We start from the raw sequence: 25,340 nt of genomic DNA, 5'->3' as shown, positions 1-25,340 counted from the left end.
CTTGACGCCGCTTTCGCACCCCTGTTGGCCGGTTCCGAAGGGGCCCGGTCCTCACCGCGCGGGGGGTCCCGAGCGGGCGTCGACGCCGTGCTGGCCGGTGACGGCGCTCGCCACGTCCGGCACCCACAGCACAAGGCTCTCCAGGAGCTCTTCGTGCCGCCGCAGCAACTCTCGCCACAGTTCGGGTTCCACGTGCCCCTGGAGCTCACGCTCCCCTGTTCCGTCGGTGTCTTCGCCGAACAGCATTTCGCTCCTCTTCCGCGGCCCCGGCCGCGCTCCGTCGTCAGCCGAAGTCCGCGATGATGTGGTCCAGGCAGCGTTCGGCCATCGCCGCAATGGTCAGCGCCGGGTTCACCGCTGCCGTGGACCCGGGCATCAACGCGGAGTCCAGGCAGTACAGTCCCCGATACCCGTGGAGTCGCCCGTAGGAGTCCGTCGCCCTGCCGACGGCCACACCGCCCAGCGGATGAAGCACCAGGGGGTTCCTCTTGAACGGGTCGAAGACGATGGCCCCGTGCCGGAACTGGTCAGTGATCTCGTGCATCACGCTCGCGACCTTGCGTCGCACGGACCTGTCGCCTTGCGACGGCCAGTCCAGCACCGCCCGCTCCCTGGCCGCGTCGTAGGTCCACTGTCCGTATCCGTCGGGAACGCCAAGCCCCGTACACTGCATCAGTCCGGTTTCGAAGGGCAGCGGATAGCCGCCGTGCGACACCATGACGGAACCGCCCCTGCTCCGGGCAAGGAAGGCGGGAGGGCCGCCTTGCGGGGCGCCCGTAGGCGTGGTGAACGTCTTGATCAGAGGTGCCTGATCACCGTTGGTTCCCCACCCCGCCCCGACATGCTCGTTGAGATCGGGTAACGCCCCCGTGTCCCGTGCGGTGACCAGCAAGCGCGGCGTGTGGACGCCGCCGGCCGCCAGAATGAGGCGGTCACAGACGACGGTGCTCACGCCCGCTACGGTTCCGTTCCGGTCGAGCCGCTCCACGGTGACGCGGTACCTGCCCGAACGGTGCGCTATACGGGTCACGTTGTGCAGGGGACGTACGGAGGTTTTCCCCGTTGCCTCGGCCCGTGCGAGGTAGGTACGGTCGACGCTCATCTTGGCGCCACTGTTGCAGCCCGTGAAGAGATACTGGCCCACCGTCGCTGACGGCTTCGCCTCCCCACTGAGCTCGGCCCGTATGACGTCGAAGTCAAAAGTGGAGTACACCCTTTCAGGCGCCATTCCAGATCTCTCCAGGAGAGTCTTCCACAGCCGGTTCGAACGATACCGCCGACTTTTCAGGACATCGTCCGGGAATACTTGTGCACGCAATCTCCTGCGCGCACGAGGATAGTAGTCCTCGCGCATCTCCTCATACGGAACATCCGGGAACACCTCACCGAACTGCTCAGCGTCCGGCTGGGGTAGCATTCCTCCGTACACCAGCGTTCCGCCACCGACCCCGGCTCCGCACACGGTGGTGAGGTTCCCATGCCACGCTATGTCCAACAACCCCGTGGACCGTGGCCACAGTGCTTCCCGTGCCTTGTCCGGCAGCCACGGCACGCGAGGCAGAACGCCGTCTCCCACTGTTCCGTCACGCCAGATCAGCCGCTTGTCACAGGAGGGGAAGCGCGGGAAGGTGTCGCCTGATCCGGTGATCGGCCAGCGCTGCCCCCGCTCCAGGACCGTGCTCTCGATCCCGGCTTGCGCCAACCGGTAGGCGGCGATACTGCCCGCCAGTCCGGCCCCCACGATCACTACCGCACGGCTCTCCTCCCCGGGCGGCCGCACGGTGCGTCGCCCGCTCGCCGCATTCTCCGCTCGGCTTGCCTTATCCGCCATCGCATTCCCCTAGAACACATCGACTGCCTTGCCCTGAAGGCGCACGGATCGAGGTGCGTCTCAGTGTCACGTGTGCACGTAGCTTCCGGGCGCCTTCTCCAGTTCCGGATACCGGGAGCTGCCCGTCCGCGGCGGACTGCGGCGCGCTCCGGCGCGCTGATCCAGCCATTCCCCCCAGGCTGACCACCATGAGGAGCGGTGTTCGACGGCGTCGGCGAACCAGCCGACCGGGTCTGGACGCATCCGGTGATCAGCCGTCCAGTATCTCGCGGTCCTCGGCCTGGGGGGCGTTGCGCTCCCCAGAATATGACCACCCGAAACGAGGTGGAATCGCACGTCTCCAGGCAGCAGCGCAGCGGTACGGTAGGCAGATTTCCATGGAATGATATGGTCCTCACGTGCGGCGCTGATGAAGACGTCCTGACGTACGCGGTCCAGTCGCAGCCTCTTCCCTTCGAAGACCGCCTCCCCCCGGGCGAGCGCGTTCCTCATCACAAGGTCACGGAGCAGGTACCGCTGGGCACGGTAGGCGACATTGATGGAGTCGCTACTCCAGGCAAGTACGGCGTGTTCGGGAGACTCTCGCCCCAACAGCCAGCTCGTGACGACCTGGGGCCACACCAGTTCGTTGGGGCGCAGAAACCGGAAGAAGTTGTCGATGTTCTTACCCTCGACATAACCCTTCGCTTCCATCAGCCTGTCCGCCACCAGGAAGAGAGATTCCACCAACTCCCTTCTGTACCCGGCATCCAGGGTTTCCGTGAAGTCAGAAAAATCGATCAGCGAATTTATCAGGGTGACGGTCGAGATCCGTTTCCTCTTCTCATCCGCCTCCCACGCCGCCATCATGAGAGCCAGCACGCCCCCGACGCAGGCGCCGACGAGGTTGACGGACCCGGCCCCCGTCACGTCCTCGATGACATCGAGCGCGGGTATCAGAGCCTCCCGCATGTACGTGTCGAAACCGACATCGCGCAGCGAGGCGTCCGGATTCCGGTAGCTCATCGTGAAGATGGTGTGCCCTCTGTCGAGAAGCGACTCGACGATGCTCTGCCCAGGCGCGATATCCGCAATGTAGTAGCGGTTGACCCACGGCGGACTGACCAGGATCGGCGTGGAGAACACGCTTCCTGTCTTCGCCTTGTACTGGATGACCTCCATGATGCGGTTCCGGTAGACGACGGAACCCTCCGTCGCGGCCACGTCCCGGCCCTTCACGAACTTCCCCAGATCCGTGAGCGGCGGCAGTCTGCGTACCGCTGTGATATCGGAGAGGAAGTTCCGTGCGCCAGCCAACAGACTCCGGCCGCCGGTATCCAGCGCTGTCCGCAGGGCCGCGGGGTTTCCTGCCGGGAAGTTGGTGGGGGCCAGGGCATCGGCCACGAACTGAGCGACCCCCTGCGCCACACCGCGCTCGCGGGCCCCCAACGGGAGGGCTTCCACGATCTCCGACACGCACCTCTGCGCCAACAAATGGTTCTGCTGGAGCAGATGGAAGTACGGATTGGCTGACCAGACCGGGTGTGTGAAGCGCCAGTCCTTGGGAGCCGGCTGCACCGGGTTCGCCGCAGTGTGAGACGGACCCTCGTTCCACGTGGCCCAAGCCGTCTTCGCTAGTTCCGTCGCGTACCGTTGCTCCGCCCGGACGCTCTCATACAGTGCCCGCAGCAGCAAGCTCCACTGCTCCGGCCTTCTCGGGCCGTCTTTGGCGTGCGCGCCCTTCCCGGGCTCCTCCGCGCCCCTCATCCGTGGCTACCTTTCGCGCCCTTCGCGTCACCAGAGTCCTTCGCACGCACCTCCCGCAGATCGTCACGGACGAACGGCCCCAGAGCGTCGATGAACTCCTCGTGGCACTCCAGGTAGGAGCCGTGTCCGGTGGTAGGGATGATCGCCAGGCTTCCGCTCGGCAGCCTACGCGCCGACGAAACGGCATGGCGCACGGGAAACAGGAGGTCGGTGAGCCCCCAGATGACGAGAGTCGGCACACGGATCTCGCGCAGCCGGTCCTTGTACACGTGGCGCTGGCCCAGCAGGCCGACTCCTTCACGCACTGTCCTGAACGACTGGAGGAGAAACGTCGGCGAATGGGAGAGCCGGATCTGCGTGGCCCACACATACCACGGAACCCTCCAGGGCTGACGTAGTTGCACCGCGCCGGCAGCCACCCTGCCCACATCGAACCCGGGCAGCAGCAGCACTGCGATCGCAGCCTTCGCCAGGGGCAACGGAACAAGCGCCTCGGCTATCAGCAGGGGGTTCACCGACCGGCCCAGACCGGCTGAATCCGCCAACGCCAAGCGCGTGACCCGGTCGGGGTGCGCAAGCGTGAAGGCGAGTGCCAGCGCCCCGCCTGTCGAGTGGCCCACCAGTACCGCCTTGTCCACCTTCACCTCGTCCAGGAAGGCAGCGATGAACGAGGCGAGACGTTCGGGCTCGAGGCTGTCCAGCGGGCTGGTGTAGCCGAAACCCGGCAAAGCCGGGGCGATAACCCGTTGAGTGCCCCTCAGGTCCTCCATAATCCGCCACCAGTCGCGTGGACTGGTGGCGTTTCCGTGTAAGAGCACGACCGCCGGCCCTTGTCCCGCCTCGTAGTACATGGTGGAAACACCCTGGACCGTGACACGCCGCTCCGTTGTTATCTCTGAAACCACCGGTCCTCCTCAATTTCTGACCACGCACATCACCGTACTGTCCAGTAATGCACGCGGGAGCCGTAGTTTCGGACTGTCCGGAAGTCTTACCCCTCAATTTCATGTGGCATATCCCCGAGCCCCATTCTCCTGCTTCTCAGCCCAGCAGCATGGAACTTCCGGCTACACATGATGAACCTCGACCACACACGCACCACGTCCAACTGTGAAAGCCGCGGTCGTGAGAAGAGAGCGCCCTCACGTCGCCGCCGATCACGCGCGTGTGCGGCGGTGCGCCGTACGCTCCTGCCACACGAGGGGTGCGAACAAGCCGCAGGCCGTCCGGCGACCAGCCCAGCCGAACAGCCCACATGGCGCGAACACGTCGCCCTCGGCCGGTGGGCGGGCTTGCCACGGCCCCGCCCGGCGGACGGGTGGTCGGGCGGAGGGCGGTGTGCGACGTGGAGAGACCTCGGGGCGGAGAGGGCAACGACCCGCACGCCTCTCGGGGAGCTTCCGCTGGCTTCTGCGCCCGCCTCCGGAACCGCAGGCCCCCGCTCGTTCCCCGCGCTACCGGCGGGACCGGCCAACGAAGGGCGGAGGACCTGAGCCCACGCGGCGGGCACCCGCTCGGGCACAGGAGCGGGTCGTGCCGCCGCGGACAGTCGGGCACGGGCCGTGAGGGCGCTACGCCCGGGTGCGTACGCGGCACGCGAACGGTCGTCGTCGCGCGCCGTTCGCGCCGCCGGTGCGCAACCGGTACTGCGCCGCTCAGCCCGTACCCGTCCGGGCCACGTCTCGGCGACGCCCACGCCCGGGCCGAAGCCGCGGCGAGTGCCCCGGAACGCCGCGGCCCCGGCCCGGGCGTGGGGAACGGCACGGGACGGGGCTCGCGGAGGACGCCGGACGCGCGGGGTCAGTGCAGGTGGGCGGCCGCCTGCGGGGTGACCTTCGGTTCCGTGGGGGCACCCAGCGGGGCCCGCGGGTCCCCTTTGCGTGCCCGCAGGTGGTTGAAGAGCAGGTTGAGCAGGACCGCCAGGATGCAGCCGGTGCTGATGCCGGAGTCCAGGATGATCGTGGCGCTGTCCGGGAAGCGCTCGTAGAAGCCGTGGGCCATCTCCGGGGCCAGCCCGACGCCGAGGGTGACCGCGACGATGAGGGCGTTCTCCCCCTGGTCCAACCCGGCCTGGACCAGCGTCTGGATGCCGCTCACCGCGATGGTGCCGAAGAGGACGACTCCGACGCCGCCGAGCACCGGCAGGGGCACGGCCGAGACGAGCGCGGCGGCCAGCGGGCACAGGCCCAGCACGATGAGGATGGCCCCGCCGACCGCGACGACGAAGCGGCTGCGCACCTTCGACATCGCCACCAGGCCGACGTTCTGCGCGAAGGCGCTGGCCGCGAAGCCGTTGAAGACGGGCGCGACGGCGCTGCCCAGGGCGTCGGCGCGCAGGCCGGCGGCGATGGTCCGCTCGTCCACCGGCTTGTCCACGATCCGGCCCAGCGCGATCATGTCGGCCGTCGACTCGGTCATGATCACCAGCATCACGATGCACATGGAGAGGATCGCCGGGATGGAGAACTGCGGCGGCCCGAAGTGGAAGGGGGTGGGGAAGCCGAGGAGCCCGGCCTCCCCCAGCCCGGAGAAGTCGGCCATGCCCAGCGGGACCGCGATGACCGTGCCCGCGACCAGGCCGACGAGGATGGCGACCGACTGCAGGAAGCCGCGGGCGTAGCGGCGGACGGCCAGGGTGATGACGAGGGCGACCGCGGCGAGGCCGATGTTCCCCATCGGCGCCGCACCCCCCTCCCCGGCCCCGTCGACGATCCAGCCGAACGCGACGGGCAGCAGCGAGAGCCCGATGAGGGTGATGACGCTGCCGGTGACGACGGGCGGGAAGAAGCGGACGAGCTTGCAGAACCAGCTACTGAGGGCGAAGGCCAGGAGCCCGGCGACGATGACGGCGCCGAAGATGACGGGCAGGCCCGAGCGGCCGCCCTCGGCCGCGATGATGGCGGTCATGGCCGCGACGCCGCCGAAGGAGACGCCGTTGACGAAGGGCAGGCGGGCGCCGATCCGCCAGACGCCGAGGGTCTGGAGCAGGGTGGCTATGCCCGCGGTGAACAGGCTCGCGGCCATCAGCAGCGTCGTGTCGGCCGGGCCGAGCTGGGCCGCGGCGCCGATGACCAGGGGGACGGCGACCACCCCGGCGTACATGGCGGCCACGTGCTGGAGCCCGCTGGTGATCATTTTCAGTGGGGGCAGGACTTCGTCCACGGGGTGCCGTGACGCCTCTGCTCGCGCGCTGTCGGTGCCGGTGCTGCTGGTGTTCCCGGTTCCGGGCCTAGCGGACACTCGGTCCTCCTGTCGGTTACTGCGCCGCCGGGGACGCGGCGAGGGTTTCAGGGAGGTTGTGCGGTGTGGTGCCTGGAGTGGGGGGAGCGGAGCGGAGGCGGAGGGGGTACCGGGGCGGGGGCGCGTACCGTAGGGCGCGCCCCCGCCCCGGCCGTTCGTTCAGGGCCCCGCTCGGGCCCTGAACCACCGACCGGGAGCCGTCCCTCCCGGCCGGAGTCTTGGTGGGGCGGACCGTCAGGACGCGTCGGCCGCGATCCGGGCGAGGCGCTGGGCCTGCTCCCGGGTGTCGCGCGCGACGGCGTCCTCGTCCACCGTGGTGAGGCGGCCCGCCTCGACGACGGGCCGGCCGTTGACCAGGGACAGCGTCACGGGCGCGGCCGCGCCGAAGACCAGCGCGGCGACCGGGTCGGCGATGGAGGCGTGGCCGATGCCGTCGAGCTTCCACAGCACCAGGTCGGCCAGCTTGCCGGCCTCCAGGGAGCCGATCTCGGCCGCGCGGCCGAGGACCTGGGCGCCGCCGAAGGTGCCCAGGCGCAGGGCCTGCCGGGCGTTGAGCGCGTGCTCCCGGTGACCGCCGAGCCGGTTGATGAGCAGGGCGTTGCGCAGTTCGGTGTGCAGCTCGCCGGACTCGTTGGATGCGGTGCCGTCCACGCCCAGCCCGACGGGGACGCCCGCGGCGAGCATGTCGGGCACCCGGGCGATGCCGGCGGCCAGCCGGGCGTTGGACGACGGGCAGTGGGCCACGCCCGTGCCGGTGCGGGCGAACGCGGTGATGTCGGCGTCGTTCATGTGGACGCAGTGCGCCATCCACACGTCCTCGCCCAGACAGCCGGTGGACTCGAAGTAGTCGGTGGGCCCCATGCCGAACCGCTCGTGGCAGAACTTCTCCTCCTCCACGGTCTCCGAACCGTGCGTGTGCAGCCGCACGCCCTTGCGCCGGGCCAGCACGGCCGCCTCGCGCAGCAGGTCGGTGGAGACGGAGAAGGGCGAGCACGGCGCGGCGGCGATGTGCAGCATGGAGCCGAAGGAGGCGTCGTGGTACCGGTCGATGGCCGCCTCGGTCTCCGCGAGCGCGACGTCCAGGCTCTCGACGGCGAAGTCCGGCGGCAGGCCGCCGTCCGACTCGCCGCGGTCCATCGAGCCGCGCGCGGCGGTGAAGCGCACGCCCATCTCGCGGGCCGCGCGGATCTCGGCGCCCAGCAGGTCACCGGCGCCGCGCGGGAAGACGTAGTGGTGGTCCATGGCGGTGGTGACACCGCCGCGGGCCATCATGCCCAGCGAGCCCTGGGCCGCCGCGTGGACCATCTCCTCGTCGATGCGCGCCCAGACCGGGTAGAGCGTGACGAGCCAGTCGAACAGGTTGCAGTCCTGGGCGAGACCGCGGGTGATCCACTGGTAGAAGTGGTGGTGGGTGTTGACCAGGCCGGGGGTGGCCAGGTGGCCGGTGCCGTCGATCCGCCGGACGACGTTCTCCAGGCCCCGGGGGGCCGCGCCCGCGCCGACCGCCTCGATCACGTTGTCCGCGACGACGACGTGTCCGGCGGCGTACTCGGTGTCGTCCGCGTCCACGGTGGCGATGGCGCAGTTCTCGACGACGATGCGCTCAGGTGCTGTAGCAGCCATGGGATTACCTCGTGCTTCCCAACCGTCGGTTGCGGGCCCTTGAGGTCGGGCGGGGTGCCGACCGGGCCCGGTGTGTGCTGCGCAGATGCCCCCGCTCACCCCCGGAGATGCGTGACGCCGGCGCGCGCGTCAGGGGTCCGGTGGGCGGCTCGTCCGGGTGGACGGGCCGCCCGCCGGGTGTGCCGCGGTCCTACAGGTTCGTCATGTCGACCGGGATCTGCGGCTCGCAGCCGTCCCGCAGGATGGTGGCCTCGATGAGCCCGTAGGGGCGGTCGGCCGCGAAGTACACCGCCCCGTCGGCGCTGTCGTTGGTCAGCCCGAACGGTTCGAGGTCCACCAGGAAGTGGTGCTTGTTCGGCAGCGAGAAGCGGATCTCGTCTATCTCGCTGCGGCTGTTGATGACCCGCGCGCCCATCTGGTAGAGCGTCTGCTGGAGCGAGAGGGAGTACGTCTCCACGAACGCGTCCAGCAGGTGCTGCTTGGTGCGGGCGTAGCTGCGCTCCCACTGGGGCATGCGCTGCTCGTCGCTCGTCCAGTTGTGCCGCCACCAGCCGGTGACCTCGGTCGCCAGGATGCGGTCGTAGGCCTCCTTCAAGGTGGTGTACCGGTCCTTGACGTACCCCCAGAACTCCGAGTTGGTGGAGTTCATGACGGTGAGGTCCTTCAGGCCGGAGAAGACCTGGAAGCTCTCGCCGTCGTAGGTGACCTGCGCGGTGCGCGTCTCCTGGCCGTTGCGGACGAAGGAGTGCCGCACCTCGTCGGCGCCGATGAAGCGGCCGCCGGAGTCGGAGGTGGCGATCCGGTCCCAGGCGTACTCCTCGACGCGGATGCGCGCCCGCTTGATCGGCTCCTGGGACTCGACGAAGTGCCGGGCCAGGTGGATGCCGAACTGCTCGGCGGACTCGATCCCGTGCCCCTTGGCGAAGGCGAACACCGTGTTCTTGGTGGTGTCCGTGGGCAGCACGTGGGCGTTGGAGCCGGAGTAGTGGACCTCGTCCATGTCGCCCGAGAGGGCGACCGAGACGTTCAGGTCCTTGATGTGGTGGGTGTCGCCCTCGCGGGTGATCTTGACGACGCGGTTCTCCGCTTTGCCGTACTGGTTCTGGCCGAGAATCGTGGGCATGTCAGGTGTCAGCTCCCTCGGTACACGGAGTAGCCGAACGGGTTGAGCAGCAGCGGTACGTGGTAGTGCTCGCCCGGGTTGACGGCGAAGACGATCGCCACCTCGGGGAAGAAGACACCGCTGTCCCTTGCGCGGGGGGCGTCCTGCTGTTCCTCGGCTTGCTGGGTGGAGAAGTACGGCTCGACCTCGAAGTCCAGCCGCACGTGGGTGGTGCCCTCCGGCAGCGCCGGAAGGTCCTTGCAGCGCCCGTCGCCGTCGGTCCGCGAGGCGCCGTGCGCGGTCCACGCGCCGGCGCTCCCGGCGCGGGCCGACAGCCGGACGGCCACGCCGCCCGCCGGGCGTCCGATGCTGGTGTCCAGGATGTGGGTGGACACCGAGGCGGTCGTCGGGGTGCTCATCTGGTTCAGGCTCCTTGGGCGAGGCGGGTCAGCCGGATGCGGTTGATCTTCACCAGTTCGGTGCGGACGTTCTCCCGCTCCCGCTCCGGCGTGTTCCGCATCCGGGCGCGGATCGCGTCGCGCATCTGCTCGCCGGTCAGGCCGGTGGCGCAGATGAGGAAGACGTGCCCGAACGCCTCCTGGTAGGCCAGGTTGAGTTCGAGCATCTCGGCCTGGAGCTCCGCGGAGGCACCGGCCATCCCCCGCTGCTCGCGCGAGGAGGCCGGGTCCCCCGGCTTGGGGCGGCCGATGGGCGGGTGTCCGGCCATCGCCTCGGCGAGATCGGCGTCGCTCAGCTCGGCCATCGCGGCGTCGCTCGCGGTGAACAGGGCCGCGGCGTCGGCGTACGGACGCTGGGCCAGCAGCTTGCTCACCCACGTCGACGAGGCGCAGACCTCGTGGAGCGCGGCGCGGGCCTCGCCCTCGTCAGCGGTGTTGAACCGGGTCAGCCCCGGTGCCGTACTCGAAGTCACGGGAGCCTCTCTGGCCGTGGTGCGGGCTGTGCTGCGCAATAGCTAAGCCCCCGGGGAACGCCCCGTCAACACTTTGTTGAACATTGTTGCGGCGGGGGCGCGGGGCGGCCCCGGGGCGGCCCAGCACCCGACCCGCCGCCCCAGGCGCGGGCGTCGCCGCGCCTGGGGCGCGCCCTGGTTCCGCCCCGCCCGAGGGGCCGCCCCCGGGCCCGCGCCCGCCCGCGCCGGCGCTGCGCGGCAGAGCGGAGAAGAGCGTGCGGGGTCGCCGCCGCCCGGCCGGAGAGCACGGCGAGCACCCCCGCCGCGACGGCCCGACGGAGCCGGGCGCCGTGACCCCGCCAGGCTCCTCCGGGCCGGGACGACGACCCGTGGCACGCGGGGCCGGGCGGCAGAGGCCAGCGCGCACCCGGGAAAGGGCTCCGAACCGGCGCGGGAGCACGGCACGACCCGGCCGCCGGCGCTCCGGGTGCGGGTGGCGGCGGCCGGGGCGCCGGGGAGCTACTGGCGGTTGAGGTAGTTGTAGACCGTGAAGCGGCTGACGCCGAGCGCGGTGGCGACCGTCTCGACGCCGTGCCGGACGGAGAACGCGCCCCGCGACTCCAGCAGGCGCACCACGCGCTGCTTCGACTTGCGGTCCAGCTCGCTCAGCGGGCGGCCCTCGGTCCGCTCCAGGCCGGCCAGGATGTGGTCCAGGGACTCCGAGAGGTGGGGCAGCCGGACGGCGAGGACGTCCTCGCCCTCCCAGGCGAGCACCACGTCGCCCTCGCCCGCCCGCTCCACGGCGACGATCTCGCCACCCATCGCGTCCACCAGCGGCTTGACCGCCGAGGTGAACGGGTGTTCACCCACGCTACTCATGCGTCACCGGGCCCCTGGTCGTCGGAACCGACCACGTTGACCTGCAGGGACACGCGCGTCGCCCCGGCGGTCAGGGTCCGGCGTAGCATCTCGTCCACCACGGCGAGCACCTCGTCCGCCGCCCCCTCGGCCGTGTTGCCGAAGGGCCCCACGTCGACGGCGTCCAGGCCCCCGCGCTGCACGATCTCGCGCGCCACCACCGCGTGCGGCGGGGCTTCGTCCAGGTCGAACGGCTCGGTCGTGAACTCCACTTTCAATCGCACGGGCTCAACGTACCCCGCGCCGCCCCCGCCCCCACCCCCTCGGGGCCGCCCGTCCCGGACTCGCGCGACCCGATCGGGACTCCCCCCTTGACAATGTGTTGAGCCAAGCGGCAGTCTTCCATCAGATAGAAACTAACTTCCGCAATACGGAAGGAGCGGGTCACCCCTCATGGGCTACACGGACACGCGCTTCACTGTGAACCTCTCGATCCTCTTCACGGAGCTCCCGCTGCTGGAGCGGCCCGCCGCCGCCGCGGCCGCGGGCTTCACCGCGGTGGAGCTGTGGTGGCCGTGGGTCGACACCCCCACCCCGGACCAGGCGGAGCTGGACGCCCTGCGCGGCGCGCTCACCGACGCGGGGGTCCGGTTGACGGGGCTGAACTTCTACGCGGGCCGGCTCCCCGGCCCCGACCGCGGCGCCCTGTCGGTGCCCGGCGAGGAGTCGGAGCGCTTCCGGGCCAACGTGGACGTGGCCGCCGACTTCGCCGCCTCGGTGGGCTGCACGGCGCTCAACGCCCTCTATGGCAACCGCGTGGACGGCGTGGACCCGGCCGTCCAGGACGAGCTGGCGCTGGAGAACCTCACCCTGGCCGCGCGGGCCGCCGACCGCGTCGGCGCCGTGCTGCTGATCGAGGCGCTGAACCGGCCGGAGTCGCCGAAGTACCCGCTGGTGAGCGCCCCGGCCGCCGTCGAGGTCGTGCGGCGGGTCAACGCCGCCACCGGCCTGTCGAACGCCGCGTTCCTGATGGACCTCTACCACCTGTCCATGAACGGGGAGGACCTGGGCGCGGTCATCGAGGAGTACGCGGCCGTCACCGGCCACGTGCAGATCGCCGACAACCCCGGCCGCGGCGCGCCCGGCACCGGCGACCTGGACTTCCCCGACCTGCTCGACCGGCTGCGGAAGGCGGGGTACGACGGCTGGGTCGGCCTGGAGTACAAGCCGGGCGACGCGCCCAGCGCCGGCGCCTTCGCGTGGCTGCCCGCGCCGCTGCGCCCCGCGCCCGCCGCGGGCTGACGCGCGGCACCCGCGCGGCCGCCCCACCGAACCCCGCTGTACGCACGGCACCGAAAGGCACCTGACGTCATGAGCAACGCACTTCCGAAGATCGCCTGGATCGGCCTGGGCATCATGGGCTCCCCCATGGCCGAGAACCTGATCAAAGCGGGCTACCCCGTCACCGGCTTCACCCTGGAGCGGGAGAAGCTCGACCGGCTCGCGGCGAACGGCGGCACGGCCGCGGCCTCGGTCGCCCAGGCCGTCGCCGACGCCGACGTGGTCATCACGATGGTGCCGGCCGACCCCCAGGTGAAGGCCGTCATCCTCGGTGACGACGGCGTGCTCGCCCACGCCAAGCCGGGCGCCACGATCATCGACATGTCCTCCATCACCCCGCAGACCTCCATCGCGGTCGCCGAGGCCGCCGCCGCGGCCGGCAAGGACCTGAAGGTCCTGGACGCCCCGGTCTCCGGCGGCGAGGCGGGCGCCGTCGAGGCGGTGCTGTCCATCATGGTCGGCGGCGAGCAGTCCGTCTTCGACGAGGCCAGGCCGATCCTGGACACGCTGGGCAAGACCGTCGTCCTGTGCGGCCCGCACGGCTCCGGCCAGACGGTCAAGGCGGCCAACCAGCTCATCGTGGCCGTGAACATCCAGGCGTGCGCGGAGGCCGTGGTCTTCCTGGAGAAGTCCGGCGTGAGCCTGGACGCCGCGCTGGAGGTCCTCGGCGGCGGCCTGGCCGGCTCGACCGTGCTGGCCCGCAAGAAGGACAACTTCAAGAACCGCGACTTCGCCCCGGGCTTCCGCATCGACCTGCACCACAAGGACATGGGCATCGTCACCGACGCCGCCCGCAGCGTCGGCGCCGCCCTGCCGGTCGGCGCGGTCGTGGCCCAACTCGTCGCCTCCCTGCGCGCCCAGGGCGACGGCGGCCTGGACCACTCGGCCCTGCTGCGCGCCGTCGAGCGCCTCTCGGGCGAGCGGACGGCCTGATCCACCCCGGACTCCGGGCGGCGGCGCTGACAACCTGTCCTGTCGCGCCCAGGCGCCGCCGCCCGGTAATTCAACAAACTGTTGACGTGCTGCTGTAGCCGTCCTTACGCTCCATCTCCGCGGAAGGGGTCTTCCGCGCTCCCGTACGGAAGGTCACCATGTCGAAGCCCACGCTGACGACCGAGTCCGGCGCCCCGGTCGCCGACAACCAGAACTCCGCCGCCGCAGGCGTCGGCGGTCCGCTGCTGATCCAGGACCAGCACCTGCTGGAGAAGCTGGCCCGGTTCAACCGCGAGCGCATCCCGGAGCGGGTCGTGCACGCCCGGGGCTCCGGCGCCTACGGCCACTTCGAGGTGACCGACGACGTCTCCGGCCTCACCCGGGCGGCCTTCCTGGGCACCGTCGGCCGGCGCACCGAGGTCTTCGTCCGCTTCTCCACCGTGGCCGACAACCTCGGCGGCGCCGACGCGGTGCGCGACCCGCGCGGCTTCGCGGTGAAGTTCTACACCGAGGAGGGCAACTACGACCTCGTCGGCAACAACACCCCGGTCTTCTTCATCAAGGACCCGCTGAAGTTCCCCGACTTCATCCACTCCCAGAAGCGCGACCCCTTCACGGGCCGCCAGGAGCCGGACAACGTCTGGGACTTCTGGGCCCACGCCCCCGAGGCCACGCACCAGGTCACCTGGCTCATGGGCGACCGCGGCATCCCCGCCTCGTACCGGCACATGAACGGCTACGGCTCCCACACCTACCAGTGGACCAACGCCGAGGGCGAGGCGTTCTTCGTCAAGTACCACTTCAAGACCAACCAGGGCATCCGCTGCCTGAGCAGCGAGCAGGGCGCCGAGCTCGCCGGCCGGGACGCCAACAGCCACCAGACGGATCTGCTCCAGGCCATCGAGCGCGGCGTGCACCCGTCCTGGACGCTGTACGTGCAGGTCATGCCCGCCGCAGAGGCCGCCGGCTACACGTTCAACCCGTTCGATCTCACCAAGGTGTGGCCGCACGCCGACTACCCGCTGCGCCGGGTGGGCCGCCTGGTGCTGGACCGCAACCCGGACAACGTGTTCGCCGAGGTGGAGCAGGCCGCGTTCTCGCCGAACAACTTCGTCCCCGGCATCGGCCCGTCCCCGGACAAGATGCTCCAGGGCCGCCTGTTCGCCTACGCGGACGCGCACCGCTACCGCCTGGGCGTCAACCACACCCAGCTCCCGGTGAACGCGCCGAAGGCGACGACGGCCGACAACTACGGCCGGGACGGCCTCATGGCCACCAACCCGCAGGGCCGCGGGGCCAAGAACTACGAGCCCAACTCCTACGGCGGCCCGGTGGAGACCGGCCAGGCGCTGGCCGCGCCGTTCGCCGTCTCCGGGCACACCGGCACACACCAGACGCCGCGGCACGCCAAGGACGACGACTTCTTCCAGGCCGGCGAGCTCTACCGGCTGATGTCGCCGGAGGAGCGCCAGCGCCTGGTCGCGAACATCGCCGGCGGGCTGTCCCAGGTGACCCGCGACGACGTCGTGGACCGGAACCTCGCCCACTTCCACGCCGCCGACCCCGAGTACGGCCGGCGCGTCGAGGAGGCCGTGCGCGAGCTGCGCGAGGGCTGAGCCCGCCCGCGCGCGGAGGAGCCGCGCGAGGGCCGATTGGGAGGTCGGCCCGAGCGCGTCCCGCACCGCCGGCCCGTGGACGAGGGGTGGCCGGCGGTGCGGGACACCACGGTGACCCGCTTCAGGCACCCCCTTCGGCACTCCTTCCCGCACTCCTCCGGCGCACGCCCCGGCGGCACGCCTGCGCGGGCGCCGCGGGAGGGGGCCGTCGGCAGACCCGCCCGGCGGCGCGAACGTCCTGTCGCGTCCAGCCTCGCCCCGCCGGGCGCACCACCACCCCGCCCCGGTCCCGCGGTTCGCCCGCGGGACCGCGCCGTTTCGGGGACGATGGCCCCATGGCGGAGACGACGCGGCCCGAACCCCGCTACGAGCCGGTGCGCTGCCCGGTGTGCCGGCGCGAGCACGTCTACACACCACCCGCCTACCCGTGCCCGTGCGGTGCGCCGGTCGCCCTGCCGCTGGTGCCGGGGGCGGCGCCGGTCCGGGTGCGCCACCGCACCTGGGACGCGTCCTGGGTCGCCGTCCGCTGCGGCTCCTGCGGCCGGGAGGGCGACTGGCCGCAGCCCGAACTGGGCTGCGCCTGCGGCACGCTGCTGGCCCTGCCGGTGGACCGCGCGGCGGCGGGCACCCCTCAGGCGGCGTCGGGGGCCGCCTCCGGGGTGGTCGAGAGCACCGGCGCGCGTCCGCCTGAGCGGCCCGCCTTCTCCCCCACGACGATCCGTACCGGACGCGACGCCGTGCTGGCCGCCGCGCACTACCTCCACTGGCTGGGCTTCCACGGCGTCCGGGCGGTGCACGGCTCGCCCGCGTCCGGCATCGACCTGCGCGGACCGGGCGTCGTGGCCCGCGTCGACCCGTCCACGACGGCGGTCGGCGCCCGGGCCGTGGAGACGCTGTGGCTCACCGGGCTGCACGCCTCGGTGGCCACCGCCTGCTTCGCCCTCGCCGGCTACGCGCCCGAGGCTCGGGCGCGCGGCGAACTGCTGGACGTCCCGCTGTTCGTGCTGGACCTCACCGGGACGCCGCAGCCGGTGAACCAGGCCGCGGAGCGCCTGGCGGGCTGACCCGGGGCCGGGCCCGGGGCGCGCCCGGGTACCGCCGTGCCGTGCGCGGCACGGCGCCTCGGCGGCAAGCGGCCTGGGCCCGGACCGGCGCGGCGCCGGAGGCCGCGCCCCACCCGCGCCATTATTCCGCACAGCGGAATTGCTTATTCGCATTGCGACATAAAGCTTGACGCCACCCGCTCCGGCTCCGTACTCTCATTTCATATCGTAGAACGTGAATTCCGCCATGTGGAAGTCGAGCGGAAAGCCACGCACGGTCAACCCAGGAGCACTCCATGCCTCGTATGACCGCCGCCCGCGCGGCCGTTGAGATCCTCAAGCGTGAAGGCATCGACACCGCGTTCGGTGTGCCGGGCGCGGCGATCAACCCCTTCTACGCCGCCCTGCGCGCCAGCGGCGGCGTCGAGCACACGCTCGCCCGGCACGTGGAGGGCGCGTCCCACATGGCCGAGGGCTACACCCGGGCCCACCCCGGCAACATCGGCGTGTGCATCGGCACCTCCGGGCCAGCCGGCACGGACATGATCACGGGGCTGTACTCCGCGAGCGGCGACTCCATCCCGATCCTGTGCATCACCGGGCAGGCCCCCACCGCCCGGCTGCACAAGGAGGACTTCCAGGCCGTCGACATCCAGTCGATCGCCAAGCCGGTCACCAAGATGGCCATGACGGTGCTGGAGCCGGCACAGGTGCCCGGCGCCTTCCAGCAGGCCTTCCACCTGATGCGCTCCGGGCGGCCCGGGCCGGTCCTGATCGACCTGCCGCTGGACGTCCAGCTCGCCGAGATCGAATTCGACCCGGAGACCTACGAGCCGCTGCCGGTGCACAAGCCCGCCGCGACGCGCAGGCAGGTCGAGAAGGCCATCGGCATGCTCAACCGGGCCGAGCGGCCGCTGATCGTCGCGGGCGGCGGCATCGTCAACGCCGACGCCTCCGCGCTGCTGGTGGAGTTCGCCGAGCTGACCGGCGTCCCGGTCGTGCCCACCCTCATGGGCTGGGGCACCATCGCCGACGACCACGAGCTGAACGCGGGCATGGTCGGCCTGCAGACCTCGCACCGCTACGGCAACGCCACGTTCCTGGAGTCCGACTTCGTCCTGGGCGTCGGCAACCGCTGGGCCAACCGCCACACCGGGGGCCTGGACGTCTACACCGAGGGCCGCACCTTCGTCCACGTCGACATCGAGCCGACGCAGATCGGCCGCGTCTTCGCACCCGACTACGGCATCGTCTCCGACGCGAAGGCCGCGCTGGAGCTGTTCGTCCAGGTCGCGCGCGAGCTGAAGGACGCGGGCGAGCTGCCCGAGCGCGGCGCCTGGGCGGCCTCCGCGCGCGAGCGCAAGACCTCGCTGCTGCGCCGCACGCACTTCGACGACATCCCGATGAAGCCGCAGCGCGTCTACGAGGAGATGAACCGGGCGTTCGGCCCGGACACCCGCTACGTCACCACGATCGGCCTGTCGCAGATCGCCGGCGCGCAGATGCTGCACGTCTACAAGCCGCGGCACTGGATCAACTGCGGCCAGGCCGGGCCGCTGGGCTGGACGGTCCCGGCCGCGCTCGGCGTGGCCACCGCCGACCCCGGGGCGCCGGTCGTCGCGCTCTCCGGCGACTACGACTTCCAGTTCATGATCGAGGAGCTGGCCGTCGGCGCCCAGCACCGCATCCCCTACGTCCACGTGCTGGTGAACAACTCCTACCTGGGCCTGATCCGGCAGGCACAGCGCATGTTCGAGATCGACTTCCAGGTGAACCTGGAGTTCGAGAACATCAACTCCCCCGAGCTCGGCGTCTACGGCGTCGACCACGTGAAGGTCGCCGAGGGCCTGGGCTGCAAGGCCATCCGCGTCACCGACCCGGCCGAGCTGGGGGCCGCCTTCGAACAGGCGAAGAAGCTGGCCGCCGAGCACCGGGTGCCGGTGGTCGTCGAGGCCATCCTGGAGCGGATCACCAACATCTCCATGGGGGCGGCCGACATCGACAAGGTCAACGAGTTCGAGGAGCTGGCCACCGAGGCGGGCCACGCGCCCACGGCGATCGCGCCGATGTGACCGACCGGGCGGGCCGGCCGGCCCGCCCCCGCACCCCTCGCCCGACAGGCCGGGGACAGCAGGCCGAGGGCCCGGGCACCGCCCGGGCCCTCGGCCTGTGCCGCGCACCGCCGGTGCGTGCGCGGCACCGCGCCGGCGGTGCGCGGCACGGGCGTCCGACCAACTCATCAAATTTGACTAGTTGCGGGCGGCGTCCTACCGTGAAGCGCGTCGCCCCAGGTGACGACGCCCGTTCCCGGCCGCGAGGAGTGCCCATGACGTTCCACTACGAGACCGCCGCCCGGCTGACCGACTACACGCCCACCGAGGAGGACCGGCGCAGCCTGGAGGAGTGGTTCGCCCGCTACGACGCGGACAGCGCGCGGGGCGACGTGGCGGCGCTCGCGGACGCGGCCCGCTTCCCGCTCAACCTGGTCACCGACGACTCGGCCGGGGACGCCTGGTGCGGTCGGTGGGACCGCGCGGAGTTCACCGACACGATGACGGGCGTCATGGGCGACGCGGGCGGGGAACCCGGGGAGATGTCGTTCGCCTCGGAGCGCACGCCGGTGTTCCTCGGCCCCGCCCTCGCCGTCGTCTTCAGCCGGTCGACGATGACCGCGGGCGGCGAGAGCCGGGAGCTGGTCTACGCCGACGTCCTGGTCCGGTCGAACGGGCGGTGGGCCTTCCAGACGATGATCCAGCAGGGCTGGGGCGACATGCTGAAGGACGCGGGGCCTGGCGCCTCCCCCCCACGCCGGCCCGGACACCGGCCCGGACACCGTGCGGGACATGACGGACGGGTGAGTTCCACGGCTGGGCGGCGCCGATGGTGCACGATCGGGGTGTGCGGACTCAAGAGTACGACCAGCCGACGAACGTCACCGTCGCGCCGACGCCCGTGCCGGAGCGGGTGGCCGCGCCGGTGCCCTCCCGGCCCCGGCCCCGGCGCCGCTGGCTGACCGCGTCCGCCGCCGCCCTGCTCCTCCCGCCGAGCGCCGCGCTCACGGCACGGGCGCTGGACGCGGACGGGCCCCTGCCACTCCCCCAGCTCCTGGCCTTCCTCCCCTGGTTCCTGGTGCCGGGCTGGCTGGCGCTGGCCGGGGGCGTGCTGGCCCGCCGCCCGGTGCTCGTCGGCTGGTCGCTGGCCGTGCTGGGGACGACGGTGTGGTTCCTCCAGCCCTACGGCTCCGCGCAGCGCGTGCCGAGCGCGCCGCCGCTGACCCAGGTCCGGGTGCTGACGGCCAACCTGGAGTTCGGGAACGCCACCGAGGGCCTGCTGGCGGCGCTGCGCCGCGAACGCCCCCACCTGGTCGCGCTCCAGGAGTGCGACCGGCGCTGCGCCGCCGCGCTCGGCGCCCCGCGGTGGCGCGAGGCGTACCCGCACCGGGTCGTCGTGGGCAGCGGACCGGCGGAGGGCTCGGCGCTGCTGAGCGTCTACCCGCTCGGTGAGGAGAGCCGGGTGCCGGGGACCCTGTCGATGCCGGGCGCGGTGGCCGACGTCGACGGCGTGCCCCTGCGGGTGCAGGTGGTGCACCCCATGCCGCCGCGCCTGGGCTCGATGGACGCCTGGGCGCGGGAGCTGGAGAACGTGCGGCGGGCCGCCGCGCGGCGCGGGCAGACCCGCACGGTCGTCGCGGGCGACTTCAACGCCTCCCAGGACCACGCCGCCTTCCGCGCCGTCCTGGACACCGGGCTGCGCGACGCGGCCCGCCTGCTCGGCCACTCCCGCACGCCGACCTGGCCGTCGGTCACCGCACCGTGGCTGGGCGCGCAGATCGACCACGTGCTGGTGAGCGAGGGCGTCGTCCCCGTCGACGCGAGCTTCGTCGACCTGCCCGGCACCGACCACCGGGCCCTGCTCACCGACCTCCAGCTCCGTTGACCGGCGGCGCACGGCGGGCCGCGCCGGGAACCAGCCGGGCGGCCCGCGACGTTCTGGGTGGGGAGGGCCGCGCGCGGACGGCCCGGGGGCCGAGCGAGGGAAGGGGACGGTCGTGAACCTGCTCGACGCGGTGCTGGTACTGGCGGTGCTCGCCTTCGCGGTGGCCGGCTGGCAGCGCGGACTGGTGGCGGCGGTGGCCGCCTTCGCCGGGTTCCTGGGCGGCGCGGTGATCGGCGTGTGGCTGCTGCCGTTCACGCTCGACCTGGTCGAGCGGGGCGGCGCGGCGGCCACGGTCGTCGCCGTCCTCACGGTGCTGCTGCCGGCCGGGGTGGGGCACGCGCTGGGCTCCCGGCTGGGCTGGGCGGTGCGCGACGCCGTGCGCTGGACGCCGGTGCGCTGGCTGGACGGCGCCGGGGGCGCGGTGGCCAACGCGGTCGCCGCGCTGGTGGTGGCCTGGGTCGCGGCCAGCGCGCTGGTCGGCTCGCCCTCGCCGGAGGTGGGCCAGGCCATCCGGGGCTCCACCGTGCTCGGCGCGGTGCACGAGCGCATGCCGGAGCAGGCGCCGACCTGGTTCAACCGGGCCACGGGCGCGCTGAGGACGGCGGGCTTCCCGCAGGTGTTCAACCCCTTCGAGAGCGAGCCGATCACCGGCGTGCCCGAGCCCACCGGGGACGCGGTGACGCAGGCGGCCACGACGGCCGCGCAGCGCAGCTCGGTGAAGGTGGAGGGCGTGGCGGTGGTCGACGGGCGCCGCCAGGGCCAGGAGGGCAGCGGCTTCGCGTTCGCCCCGCAGCGGGTGATGACCAACGCCCACGTCGTCGCGGGCGTGGACCGGCCCACCGTGCGCGTCGCGGGCACCGGCCCGGCGCTGACGGGCACCGTGGTGTACTTCGACCCGGACATCGACGTCGCGGTGCTGCACGTCCCGGAGCTGAGCGCGCCCGTGCTGGACTTCGCGGCCGACGGCTCGCGCGGCGACCAGGCCGTCATCGCCGGCTACCCGGAGAACGGCGGGCTGGACCTGCGGGCGGCCACCCTGGGCGGCGAGGTCACCGCGCGCGGCCAGGACATCTACGGCTCCTCCATGGTGACCCGCGAGATCCACCCGGTGCGGGGCACCGTGCGCCCCGGCAACTCCGGTGGGCCGCTGCTCACCCCGGACGGCGAGGTCTACGGCGTCGTCTTCGCCCGCTCGGTCAGCGACCCGGACACCGGTTACGCCCTCACCGCCGACCAGGTCGGCGACGCGGTGGAGGCCGGTGCCACGGCGACGTCGGCCGTGGACACCGGGGACCGCGCGGCGGCGCGCTGAGGCGCCCGGGGCCACCGGGCACCTCAGCGCCCGTGGGGCTCCCCCGGCGCCTGGCCAAAGGGAGCCCCGTGCTCGGCGCTCCGCTCAGAAGCGGACGTCGGAGCAGGCGTAGAACGCGTTGCCCGTGTCGGCGACGTTCCAGACCGCCAGGATCAGGTGGCGCCCGGTCTTGCCGCCGGGCAGCCGCCCGGTGTGGCTCTCGGTGGCGCCGGGCTGGCGGCCGCCGAGGTTCACGCTGAGGAACGGCGCGCGCTCCAGGTCGGCCCGGGTGAGCGGCCGGTTGGGGTTCCAGCCGTCCCGGGTGATGTAGTAGTCGTACGTGCTGGTGCTGTGCCGCGCGGTGTTGCGCCAGGTGAAGGTGGTCTGCTGGCCGCTGCGGAGCTGGGTGGTCGGCCAGTTGCCGCCCCGCGGGTCGTCCAGTTCGCCGAACCGGGCGTTGCCGCCCGCGCAGATGGTGCCGTCGGCGGGGCCGCGCGCGGGGAAGCCCTTGGGGCCTTCCACACTCTGCGGCTCCCACCGGATCTGCCCGCAGCCGCTGACCGTGCCCTGGGCACAGTGCATCTGCCGGCTGGCGGGGGAGGTGGAGTAACCGTGGGCGGAGGCGCTGCCCGCGGTCGTGAGGACGGTTGCGGCGGCGATGCCCAACGCCGCCGCGATGGAGGTGAGTCTGCGCATGGTCGATCGCGCTCCTGCCTGAAGAACGTGGGGGTGTTCTGTGAGCGTTGGTCCAGACCACTGCTGAAGCTAGCGGGGCGCCATGGACATGTCTAGACCTTCCGCGCACGGCGGGCGGGTGGGGGCGCGCTCCTCCCCGCGACCGCCGGGCGACGACGGCCGGTCCGGCGGATGCACGCGAGCGTCCCCCGGGCAAGGTCGACACATCCCGTTGAGGACCCTGAGTCAGTCAGGCGTTGGGTCAGACCCCGCCGGGGAACGCTCACGTACATCCTCACTGTCAGGCGGGGACGCGGGAGCGGGCGTCGTGGTGGATCGGCGTCGCGCCACCGGTCAGCGGGGCGCCGGAGCCGCCGTGCTGGTGGGCGACGATCTCGGCGGCGATGGACACCGCCGTCTCCTGCGGGGTCCGCGCGCCGAGGTCCAGGCCGATCGGCGAGCGCAGGCGGCCCAGTTCCCGCTCGCCGACGCCGACCTCCCGCAGCCGGGCGAGCCGGTCCGCGTGCGTGCGGCGCGAGCCCATGGCGCCGACGTAGGCGACGGGCAGGCGCAGCGCCCGCTGGAGCAGCGGCACGTCGAACTTGGCGTCGTGCGTGAGGACGCAGAGCACCGCGCGGGCGTCCAGGCGCTGGGAGTCCAGGTAGCGGTGCGGCCAGTCGACGACGACCTCGTCGGCCTCGGGGAAGCGCGCGGCCGTGGCGAAGACCGGCCGGGCGTCGCACACGGTGACGTGGTAGCCGAGGAACTTGCCGACGCGCACCAGGGCCGCGGTGAAGTCGATCGCGCCGAACACCAGCATGCGCGGCGGCGGCACGCTGGACTCCACCAGCAGCGTCACCGGCTCGCCGCAGCGGCTGCCGTCCGCGCCGATCTCGACGGTGGCCGTGCGGCCCGCCGCCAGCAGGGCGGCGGCCTCGGCGGCCGCGGTGCGCTCCAGGGCGGTGGGCGCCCCGTCGCCGTCCAGGGTGCCGTCCAGGGTGCCGTCGGGGCGCACGTGCAGGACGCGTCCGAGCAGCGGCGCGGGGCCGGCGACCAGGTGGACGGCGGCCGCCGCGTCCCCCCGCGCGGCGGCCGCGAGCGCGGCGGCGACGGCCGGACGGACGGACGGCCCGCCCGCGGCCCCGTCCGCGCCGGCCGGGGCCGCCCGTACCGGGGTGACGAGGATGTCGATGACCCCGCCGCAGGTCAGGCCCACCGCGAAGGCGTCCTCGTCGCTGTAGCCGAAGCGCTCGAGCACCGGCTCGCCCGTGCGCAGGGACTGCCGGCACAGCTCGTAGACCGCGCCCTCCACACAGCCCCCCGACACGGAGCCGAGGGCCGTGCCGTCCGCGTCCACGGCGAGGGCCGCGCCCGGCCGGCGCGGTGCGCTGCCGTGCGTGGCCACCACCGTGGCGACGGCGAAGTCACGTCCCTGCTCGCACCACCGGCTCAGCTCCGTGGCGAGGTCCAGCATGGCGTCTCCTTGTCGGTCTCGGGTGCGCGGCGGGCGCGGCCGTACGCGGCCCTCGGCGGGCGCGTCAGTGCCCCACGAACGCGAAGTTGTAGAGGAACACCGCGGTCAGGAGCCACATGAACAGACCCGGCTCCCGCCACTTGCCCTGGGCGAGCTTGATCGCGGTGTAGGCGATCACCCCGGCGCCCACCCCGTTGACGATCGAGAAGGTGAAGGGCATCAGCACGACGGTCAGGAAGACCGGGATGGCGACCGAACGGTCCTTCCAGTCCACGTGGCGCGCGTTCTGCATCATCATCGCGCCGATCACGACGAGCGCCGCGGCGGCGACCTGGCCGGGCACCAGCCCGGCCAGCGGGGTGAACAGCAGCATCGCGCCGAAGACGAGGCCGGTGACGGTGGCGGACAGCCCCGTGCGCGCTCCCTCGCCGACGCCGGACGCGGACTCGATGAACACCGTCTGGCCCGAGGCGCTGACCGCGCCGCCGATGGCGCCGCCGGCCCCGTCCACGAGCAGGGCCTTGTTCAGCCCGGGCATGCGCCCCTTCTCGTCGGCCAGCCGGGCCTCCTGGCCGACGGCGATGATGGTGGCCATGGCGTCGAAGAAGGCGGCCAGCACCAGGGTGAAGACGACCGTCGCCACCGTCGCCGCGCCGAGCTGCGCGAAGCCGCCGAACTCGACCTGGCCGAAGAGGCCGAAGTCCGGCGAGGAGACCAGCGCGTCGGGCAGCGCGGGGACGGCCAGGCCCCAGACGGTCTCGTCCAGGTCGGCGACCGCGGTGACCACGAGGGAGAAGGCGGTGCCCACGCCGATGCCGATGAGGATGGCGCCGGGGACGTTGCGGGCCAGCAGCATGAAGATCGCCAGCAGCGTCAGGCAGAAGGCCGCCACGGGCCACCCGGTCAGCGCCCCGTCGACACCGAGGGTGATGGGCGTGGACTCGCCGGGTCCGACGAAGCCGGACTTCTCCAGGCCGATGATGGCCACGAACATGCCGATGCCGATGGTGATGGCGTGCTTGAGTCCCATCGGGATGGCGTTCATGATCTTCTCACGCAGCCCGGTGAGGACGAGCAGCATGATCACGACGCCGTAGATGACGCACATGCCCATGGCCTGCGGCCAGGTCATGCCGGGCACCACCTGGGTGGCCAGGACCCCCGAGACGCTCAGGCCCGCGGCCAGCGCGAGGGGCACCTTGCCGATGATGCCCATGAGCAGCGTGGACAGCGCGGCGGCGAACGCGGTCGCGGTGACGACGGCGCCCGGGTTCAACGTGTCGCCGTTGACGTCCTCGACGCTCAGCAGCAGCGGGTTCAGCAGGAGGATGTACGCCATCGCCATGAAGGTGGTGATGCCGCCGCGCACCTCCCGGCCCACGGAGGAGCCGCGCGCGGTGATGTGGAAATAGCGGTCGAGCCAGCCTCTGCCCGCGGGGGGCCGCGAGCCGGTTCCCGCGTCCTCGGACGCGGTCTTCGGCTCTACGTGCGACTGTGCCATGGTGTGCCAACTCCCAAGGTTCAAAGGGGCACCCGTCGGTCCTTGCCGCCGACCGGGATTTGGGATGCACGACGCGGGGGAACGGCCCGAGACGAACGTGGGTACTGCCGGTGGGGGGTTGAGCGGGCGGCGGGCGGACGGTCCGCGCGGGGCGCGGTCGTCCGGCCGCCGGGTTCCGGGCGGCCCGGCCGATCGCGTCCGGGGCCGGTCGCGGCCCCGG

General features: G+C 72.2%; 21 protein-coding genes and 1 pseudogene. 8 read left to right on the top strand and 14 right to left on the bottom strand.

Features of this window, described 5'->3' with window-relative positions:
- Positions 1-51 precede the first annotated feature (51 nt).
- The 11 genes from OSB71_RS07470 to OSB71_RS07420 all read right to left on the bottom strand — a co-directional run bounded on the left by OSB71_RS07470 (position 52) and on the right by OSB71_RS07420 (position 11,594).
- On the bottom strand, positions 52-246 hold the full coding sequence (locus tag OSB71_RS07470; protein WP_265945558.1) for a hypothetical protein: 195 nt from the start codon (positions 244-246) through the stop codon (positions 52-54).
- Between the two features lie 37 nt (positions 247-283).
- Entirely contained in the window at positions 284-1,831 is a 1,548-nt protein-coding gene (locus OSB71_RS07465) for a GMC family oxidoreductase N-terminal domain-containing protein (protein WP_265945556.1), read from the bottom strand.
- Positions 1,832-1,897: 66 nt separating this feature from the next.
- Positions 1,898-3,577, bottom strand: a complete 1,680-nt coding sequence (locus OSB71_RS07460) for a PHA/PHB synthase family protein (RefSeq protein ID WP_265945554.1) — start codon at positions 3,575-3,577, stop codon at positions 1,898-1,900.
- The gene (locus OSB71_RS07455) at positions 3,574-4,482 is read right to left on the bottom strand and encodes an alpha/beta fold hydrolase (RefSeq protein ID WP_323055254.1); all 909 of its coding nucleotides are present in this window, start codon (positions 4,480-4,482) and stop codon (positions 3,574-3,576) included. The genes OSB71_RS07460 and OSB71_RS07455 overlap by 4 nt, the downstream gene beginning before the upstream one ends.
- Before the next feature lie 895 nt (positions 4,483-5,377).
- Complete coding sequence (locus OSB71_RS07450; protein WP_416237211.1) at positions 5,378-6,817, bottom strand: nucleobase:cation symporter-2 family protein; 1,440 nt, start codon at positions 6,815-6,817, stop codon at positions 5,378-5,380.
- 234 nt (positions 6,818-7,051) lie between these two features.
- Entirely contained in the window at positions 7,052-8,440 is a 1,389-nt protein-coding gene (locus OSB71_RS07445; RefSeq protein ID WP_265945550.1) for an 8-oxoguanine deaminase, read from the bottom strand.
- A 190-nt stretch (positions 8,441-8,630) separates the two neighbouring features.
- The gene (gene pucL / locus OSB71_RS07440; RefSeq protein ID WP_265945548.1) at positions 8,631-9,563 is read right to left on the bottom strand and encodes a factor-independent urate hydroxylase; all 933 of its coding nucleotides are present in this window, start codon (positions 9,561-9,563) and stop codon (positions 8,631-8,633) included.
- Positions 9,564-9,571: 8 nt separating this feature from the next.
- On the bottom strand, positions 9,572-9,961 hold the full coding sequence (gene uraH / locus OSB71_RS07435; RefSeq protein ID WP_265945546.1) for a hydroxyisourate hydrolase: 390 nt from the start codon (positions 9,959-9,961) through the stop codon (positions 9,572-9,574).
- Between the two features lie 5 nt (positions 9,962-9,966).
- Positions 9,967-10,473 (bottom strand): 2-oxo-4-hydroxy-4-carboxy-5-ureidoimidazoline decarboxylase, encoded by a 507-nt coding sequence (gene uraD, locus OSB71_RS07430; RefSeq protein WP_265945544.1) that lies wholly within the window; start codon positions 10,471-10,473, stop codon positions 9,967-9,969.
- Between the two features lie 498 nt (positions 10,474-10,971).
- Complete coding sequence (locus OSB71_RS07425) at positions 10,972-11,331, bottom strand: helix-turn-helix domain-containing protein (RefSeq protein WP_265945542.1); 360 nt, start codon at positions 11,329-11,331, stop codon at positions 10,972-10,974.
- Entirely contained in the window at positions 11,328-11,594 is a 267-nt protein-coding gene (locus OSB71_RS07420) for a thiamine-binding protein (protein WP_265945540.1), read from the bottom strand. Before OSB71_RS07420 ends, OSB71_RS07425 begins: the two co-directional genes overlap by 4 nt.
- 169 nt (positions 11,595-11,763) lie before the next feature.
- Here OSB71_RS07420 and OSB71_RS07415 point away from each other — a divergent pair, with 169 nt between their 5' ends.
- From OSB71_RS07415 to OSB71_RS07380, 8 genes and pseudogenes are all read left to right on the top strand, one after another.
- On the top strand, positions 11,764-12,612 hold the full coding sequence (locus OSB71_RS07415; RefSeq protein WP_265945538.1) for a TIM barrel protein: 849 nt from the start codon (positions 11,764-11,766) through the stop codon (positions 12,610-12,612).
- A gap of 69 nt (positions 12,613-12,681) precedes the next feature.
- Positions 12,682-13,584, top strand: a complete 903-nt coding sequence (locus OSB71_RS07410; protein WP_265945536.1) for a 2-hydroxy-3-oxopropionate reductase — start codon at positions 12,682-12,684, stop codon at positions 13,582-13,584.
- A 158-nt stretch (positions 13,585-13,742) separates the two neighbouring features.
- Complete coding sequence (locus OSB71_RS07405) at positions 13,743-15,200, top strand: catalase (protein WP_265945534.1); 1,458 nt, start codon at positions 13,743-13,745, stop codon at positions 15,198-15,200.
- A 335-nt stretch (positions 15,201-15,535) separates the two neighbouring features.
- Positions 15,536-16,264, top strand: a complete 729-nt coding sequence (locus OSB71_RS07400; protein WP_265945532.1) for a hypothetical protein — start codon at positions 15,536-15,538, stop codon at positions 16,262-16,264.
- A 275-nt stretch (positions 16,265-16,539) separates the two neighbouring features.
- On the top strand, positions 16,540-18,315 hold the full coding sequence (gcl, locus tag OSB71_RS07395) for a glyoxylate carboligase (protein WP_265945530.1): 1,776 nt from the start codon (positions 16,540-16,542) through the stop codon (positions 18,313-18,315).
- Positions 18,316-18,569: 254 nt separating this feature from the next.
- Positions 18,570-19,019, top strand: a pseudogene (locus OSB71_RS07390) (hypothetical protein); the annotation flags it as partial.
- A gap of 122 nt (positions 19,020-19,141) precedes the next feature.
- Complete coding sequence (locus OSB71_RS07385) at positions 19,142-20,179, top strand: endonuclease/exonuclease/phosphatase family protein (RefSeq protein WP_265945528.1); 1,038 nt, start codon at positions 19,142-19,144, stop codon at positions 20,177-20,179.
- A 112-nt stretch (positions 20,180-20,291) separates the two neighbouring features.
- On the top strand, positions 20,292-21,491 hold the full coding sequence (locus tag OSB71_RS07380) for a MarP family serine protease (protein ID WP_265945526.1): 1,200 nt from the start codon (positions 20,292-20,294) through the stop codon (positions 21,489-21,491).
- Positions 21,492-21,575: 84 nt separating this feature from the next.
- Here the strand turns inward: OSB71_RS07380 and OSB71_RS07375 are convergent, their stop codons facing one another.
- From OSB71_RS07375 to OSB71_RS07365, 3 genes are all read right to left on the bottom strand, one after another.
- Entirely contained in the window at positions 21,576-22,166 is a 591-nt protein-coding gene (locus OSB71_RS07375) for a lytic polysaccharide monooxygenase auxiliary activity family 9 protein (protein WP_265945524.1), read from the bottom strand.
- 280 nt (positions 22,167-22,446) lie between these two features.
- The gene (locus tag OSB71_RS07370; RefSeq protein ID WP_265945522.1) at positions 22,447-23,619 is read right to left on the bottom strand and encodes an XdhC family protein; all 1,173 of its coding nucleotides are present in this window, start codon (positions 23,617-23,619) and stop codon (positions 22,447-22,449) included.
- Positions 23,620-23,683: 64 nt separating this feature from the next.
- The gene (locus OSB71_RS07365; protein ID WP_265945520.1) at positions 23,684-25,120 is read right to left on the bottom strand and encodes an NCS2 family permease; all 1,437 of its coding nucleotides are present in this window, start codon (positions 25,118-25,120) and stop codon (positions 23,684-23,686) included.
- Positions 25,121-25,340 lie beyond the last annotated feature (220 nt).

This window comes from Streptomyces marinisediminis, assembly GCF_026262575.1.
In the GTDB taxonomy this organism is placed as follows: domain Bacteria; phylum Actinomycetota; class Actinomycetes; order Streptomycetales; family Streptomycetaceae; genus Streptomyces; species Streptomyces marinisediminis.
The sequence above is the reverse complement of the archived record's forward strand: the minus strand, read 5'-3'. Positions and strand labels throughout refer to the sequence as shown.

Coding starts and splice junctions, on each gene's coding strand:
- OSB71_RS07470 (WP_265945558.1), bottom strand. CDS start 246: ATGCTGTTCGGCGAAGACACCGACGGAACAGGGGAGCGTGAGCTCCAG.
- OSB71_RS07465 (WP_265945556.1), bottom strand. CDS start 1,831: ATGGCGGATAAGGCAAGCCGAGCGGAGAATGCGGCGAGCGGGCGACGC.
- OSB71_RS07460 (WP_265945554.1), bottom strand. CDS start 3,577: ATGAGGGGCGCGGAGGAGCCCGGGAAGGGCGCGCACGCCAAAGACGGC.
- OSB71_RS07445 (WP_265945550.1), bottom strand. CDS start 8,440: ATGGCTGCTACAGCACCTGAGCGCATCGTCGTCGAGAACTGCGCCATC.
- pucL (WP_265945548.1), bottom strand. CDS start 9,563: ATGCCCACGATTCTCGGCCAGAACCAGTACGGCAAAGCGGAGAACCGC.
- uraH (WP_265945546.1), bottom strand. CDS start 9,961: ATGAGCACCCCGACGACCGCCTCGGTGTCCACCCACATCCTGGACACC.
- OSB71_RS07425 (WP_265945542.1), bottom strand. CDS start 11,331: ATGAGTAGCGTGGGTGAACACCCGTTCACCTCGGCGGTCAAGCCGCTG.
- OSB71_RS07415 (WP_265945538.1), top strand. CDS start 11,764: ATGGGCTACACGGACACGCGCTTCACTGTGAACCTCTCGATCCTCTTC.
- OSB71_RS07410 (WP_265945536.1), top strand. CDS start 12,682: ATGAGCAACGCACTTCCGAAGATCGCCTGGATCGGCCTGGGCATCATG.
- OSB71_RS07405 (WP_265945534.1), top strand. CDS start 13,743: ATGTCGAAGCCCACGCTGACGACCGAGTCCGGCGCCCCGGTCGCCGAC.
- OSB71_RS07400 (WP_265945532.1), top strand. CDS start 15,536: ATGGCGGAGACGACGCGGCCCGAACCCCGCTACGAGCCGGTGCGCTGC.
- gcl (WP_265945530.1), top strand. CDS start 16,540: ATGCCTCGTATGACCGCCGCCCGCGCGGCCGTTGAGATCCTCAAGCGT.
- OSB71_RS07375 (WP_265945524.1), bottom strand. CDS start 22,166: ATGCGCAGACTCACCTCCATCGCGGCGGCGTTGGGCATCGCCGCCGCA.
- OSB71_RS07370 (WP_265945522.1), bottom strand. CDS start 23,619: ATGCTGGACCTCGCCACGGAGCTGAGCCGGTGGTGCGAGCAGGGACGT.
- OSB71_RS07365 (WP_265945520.1), bottom strand. CDS start 25,120: ATGGCACAGTCGCACGTAGAGCCGAAGACCGCGTCCGAGGACGCGGGA.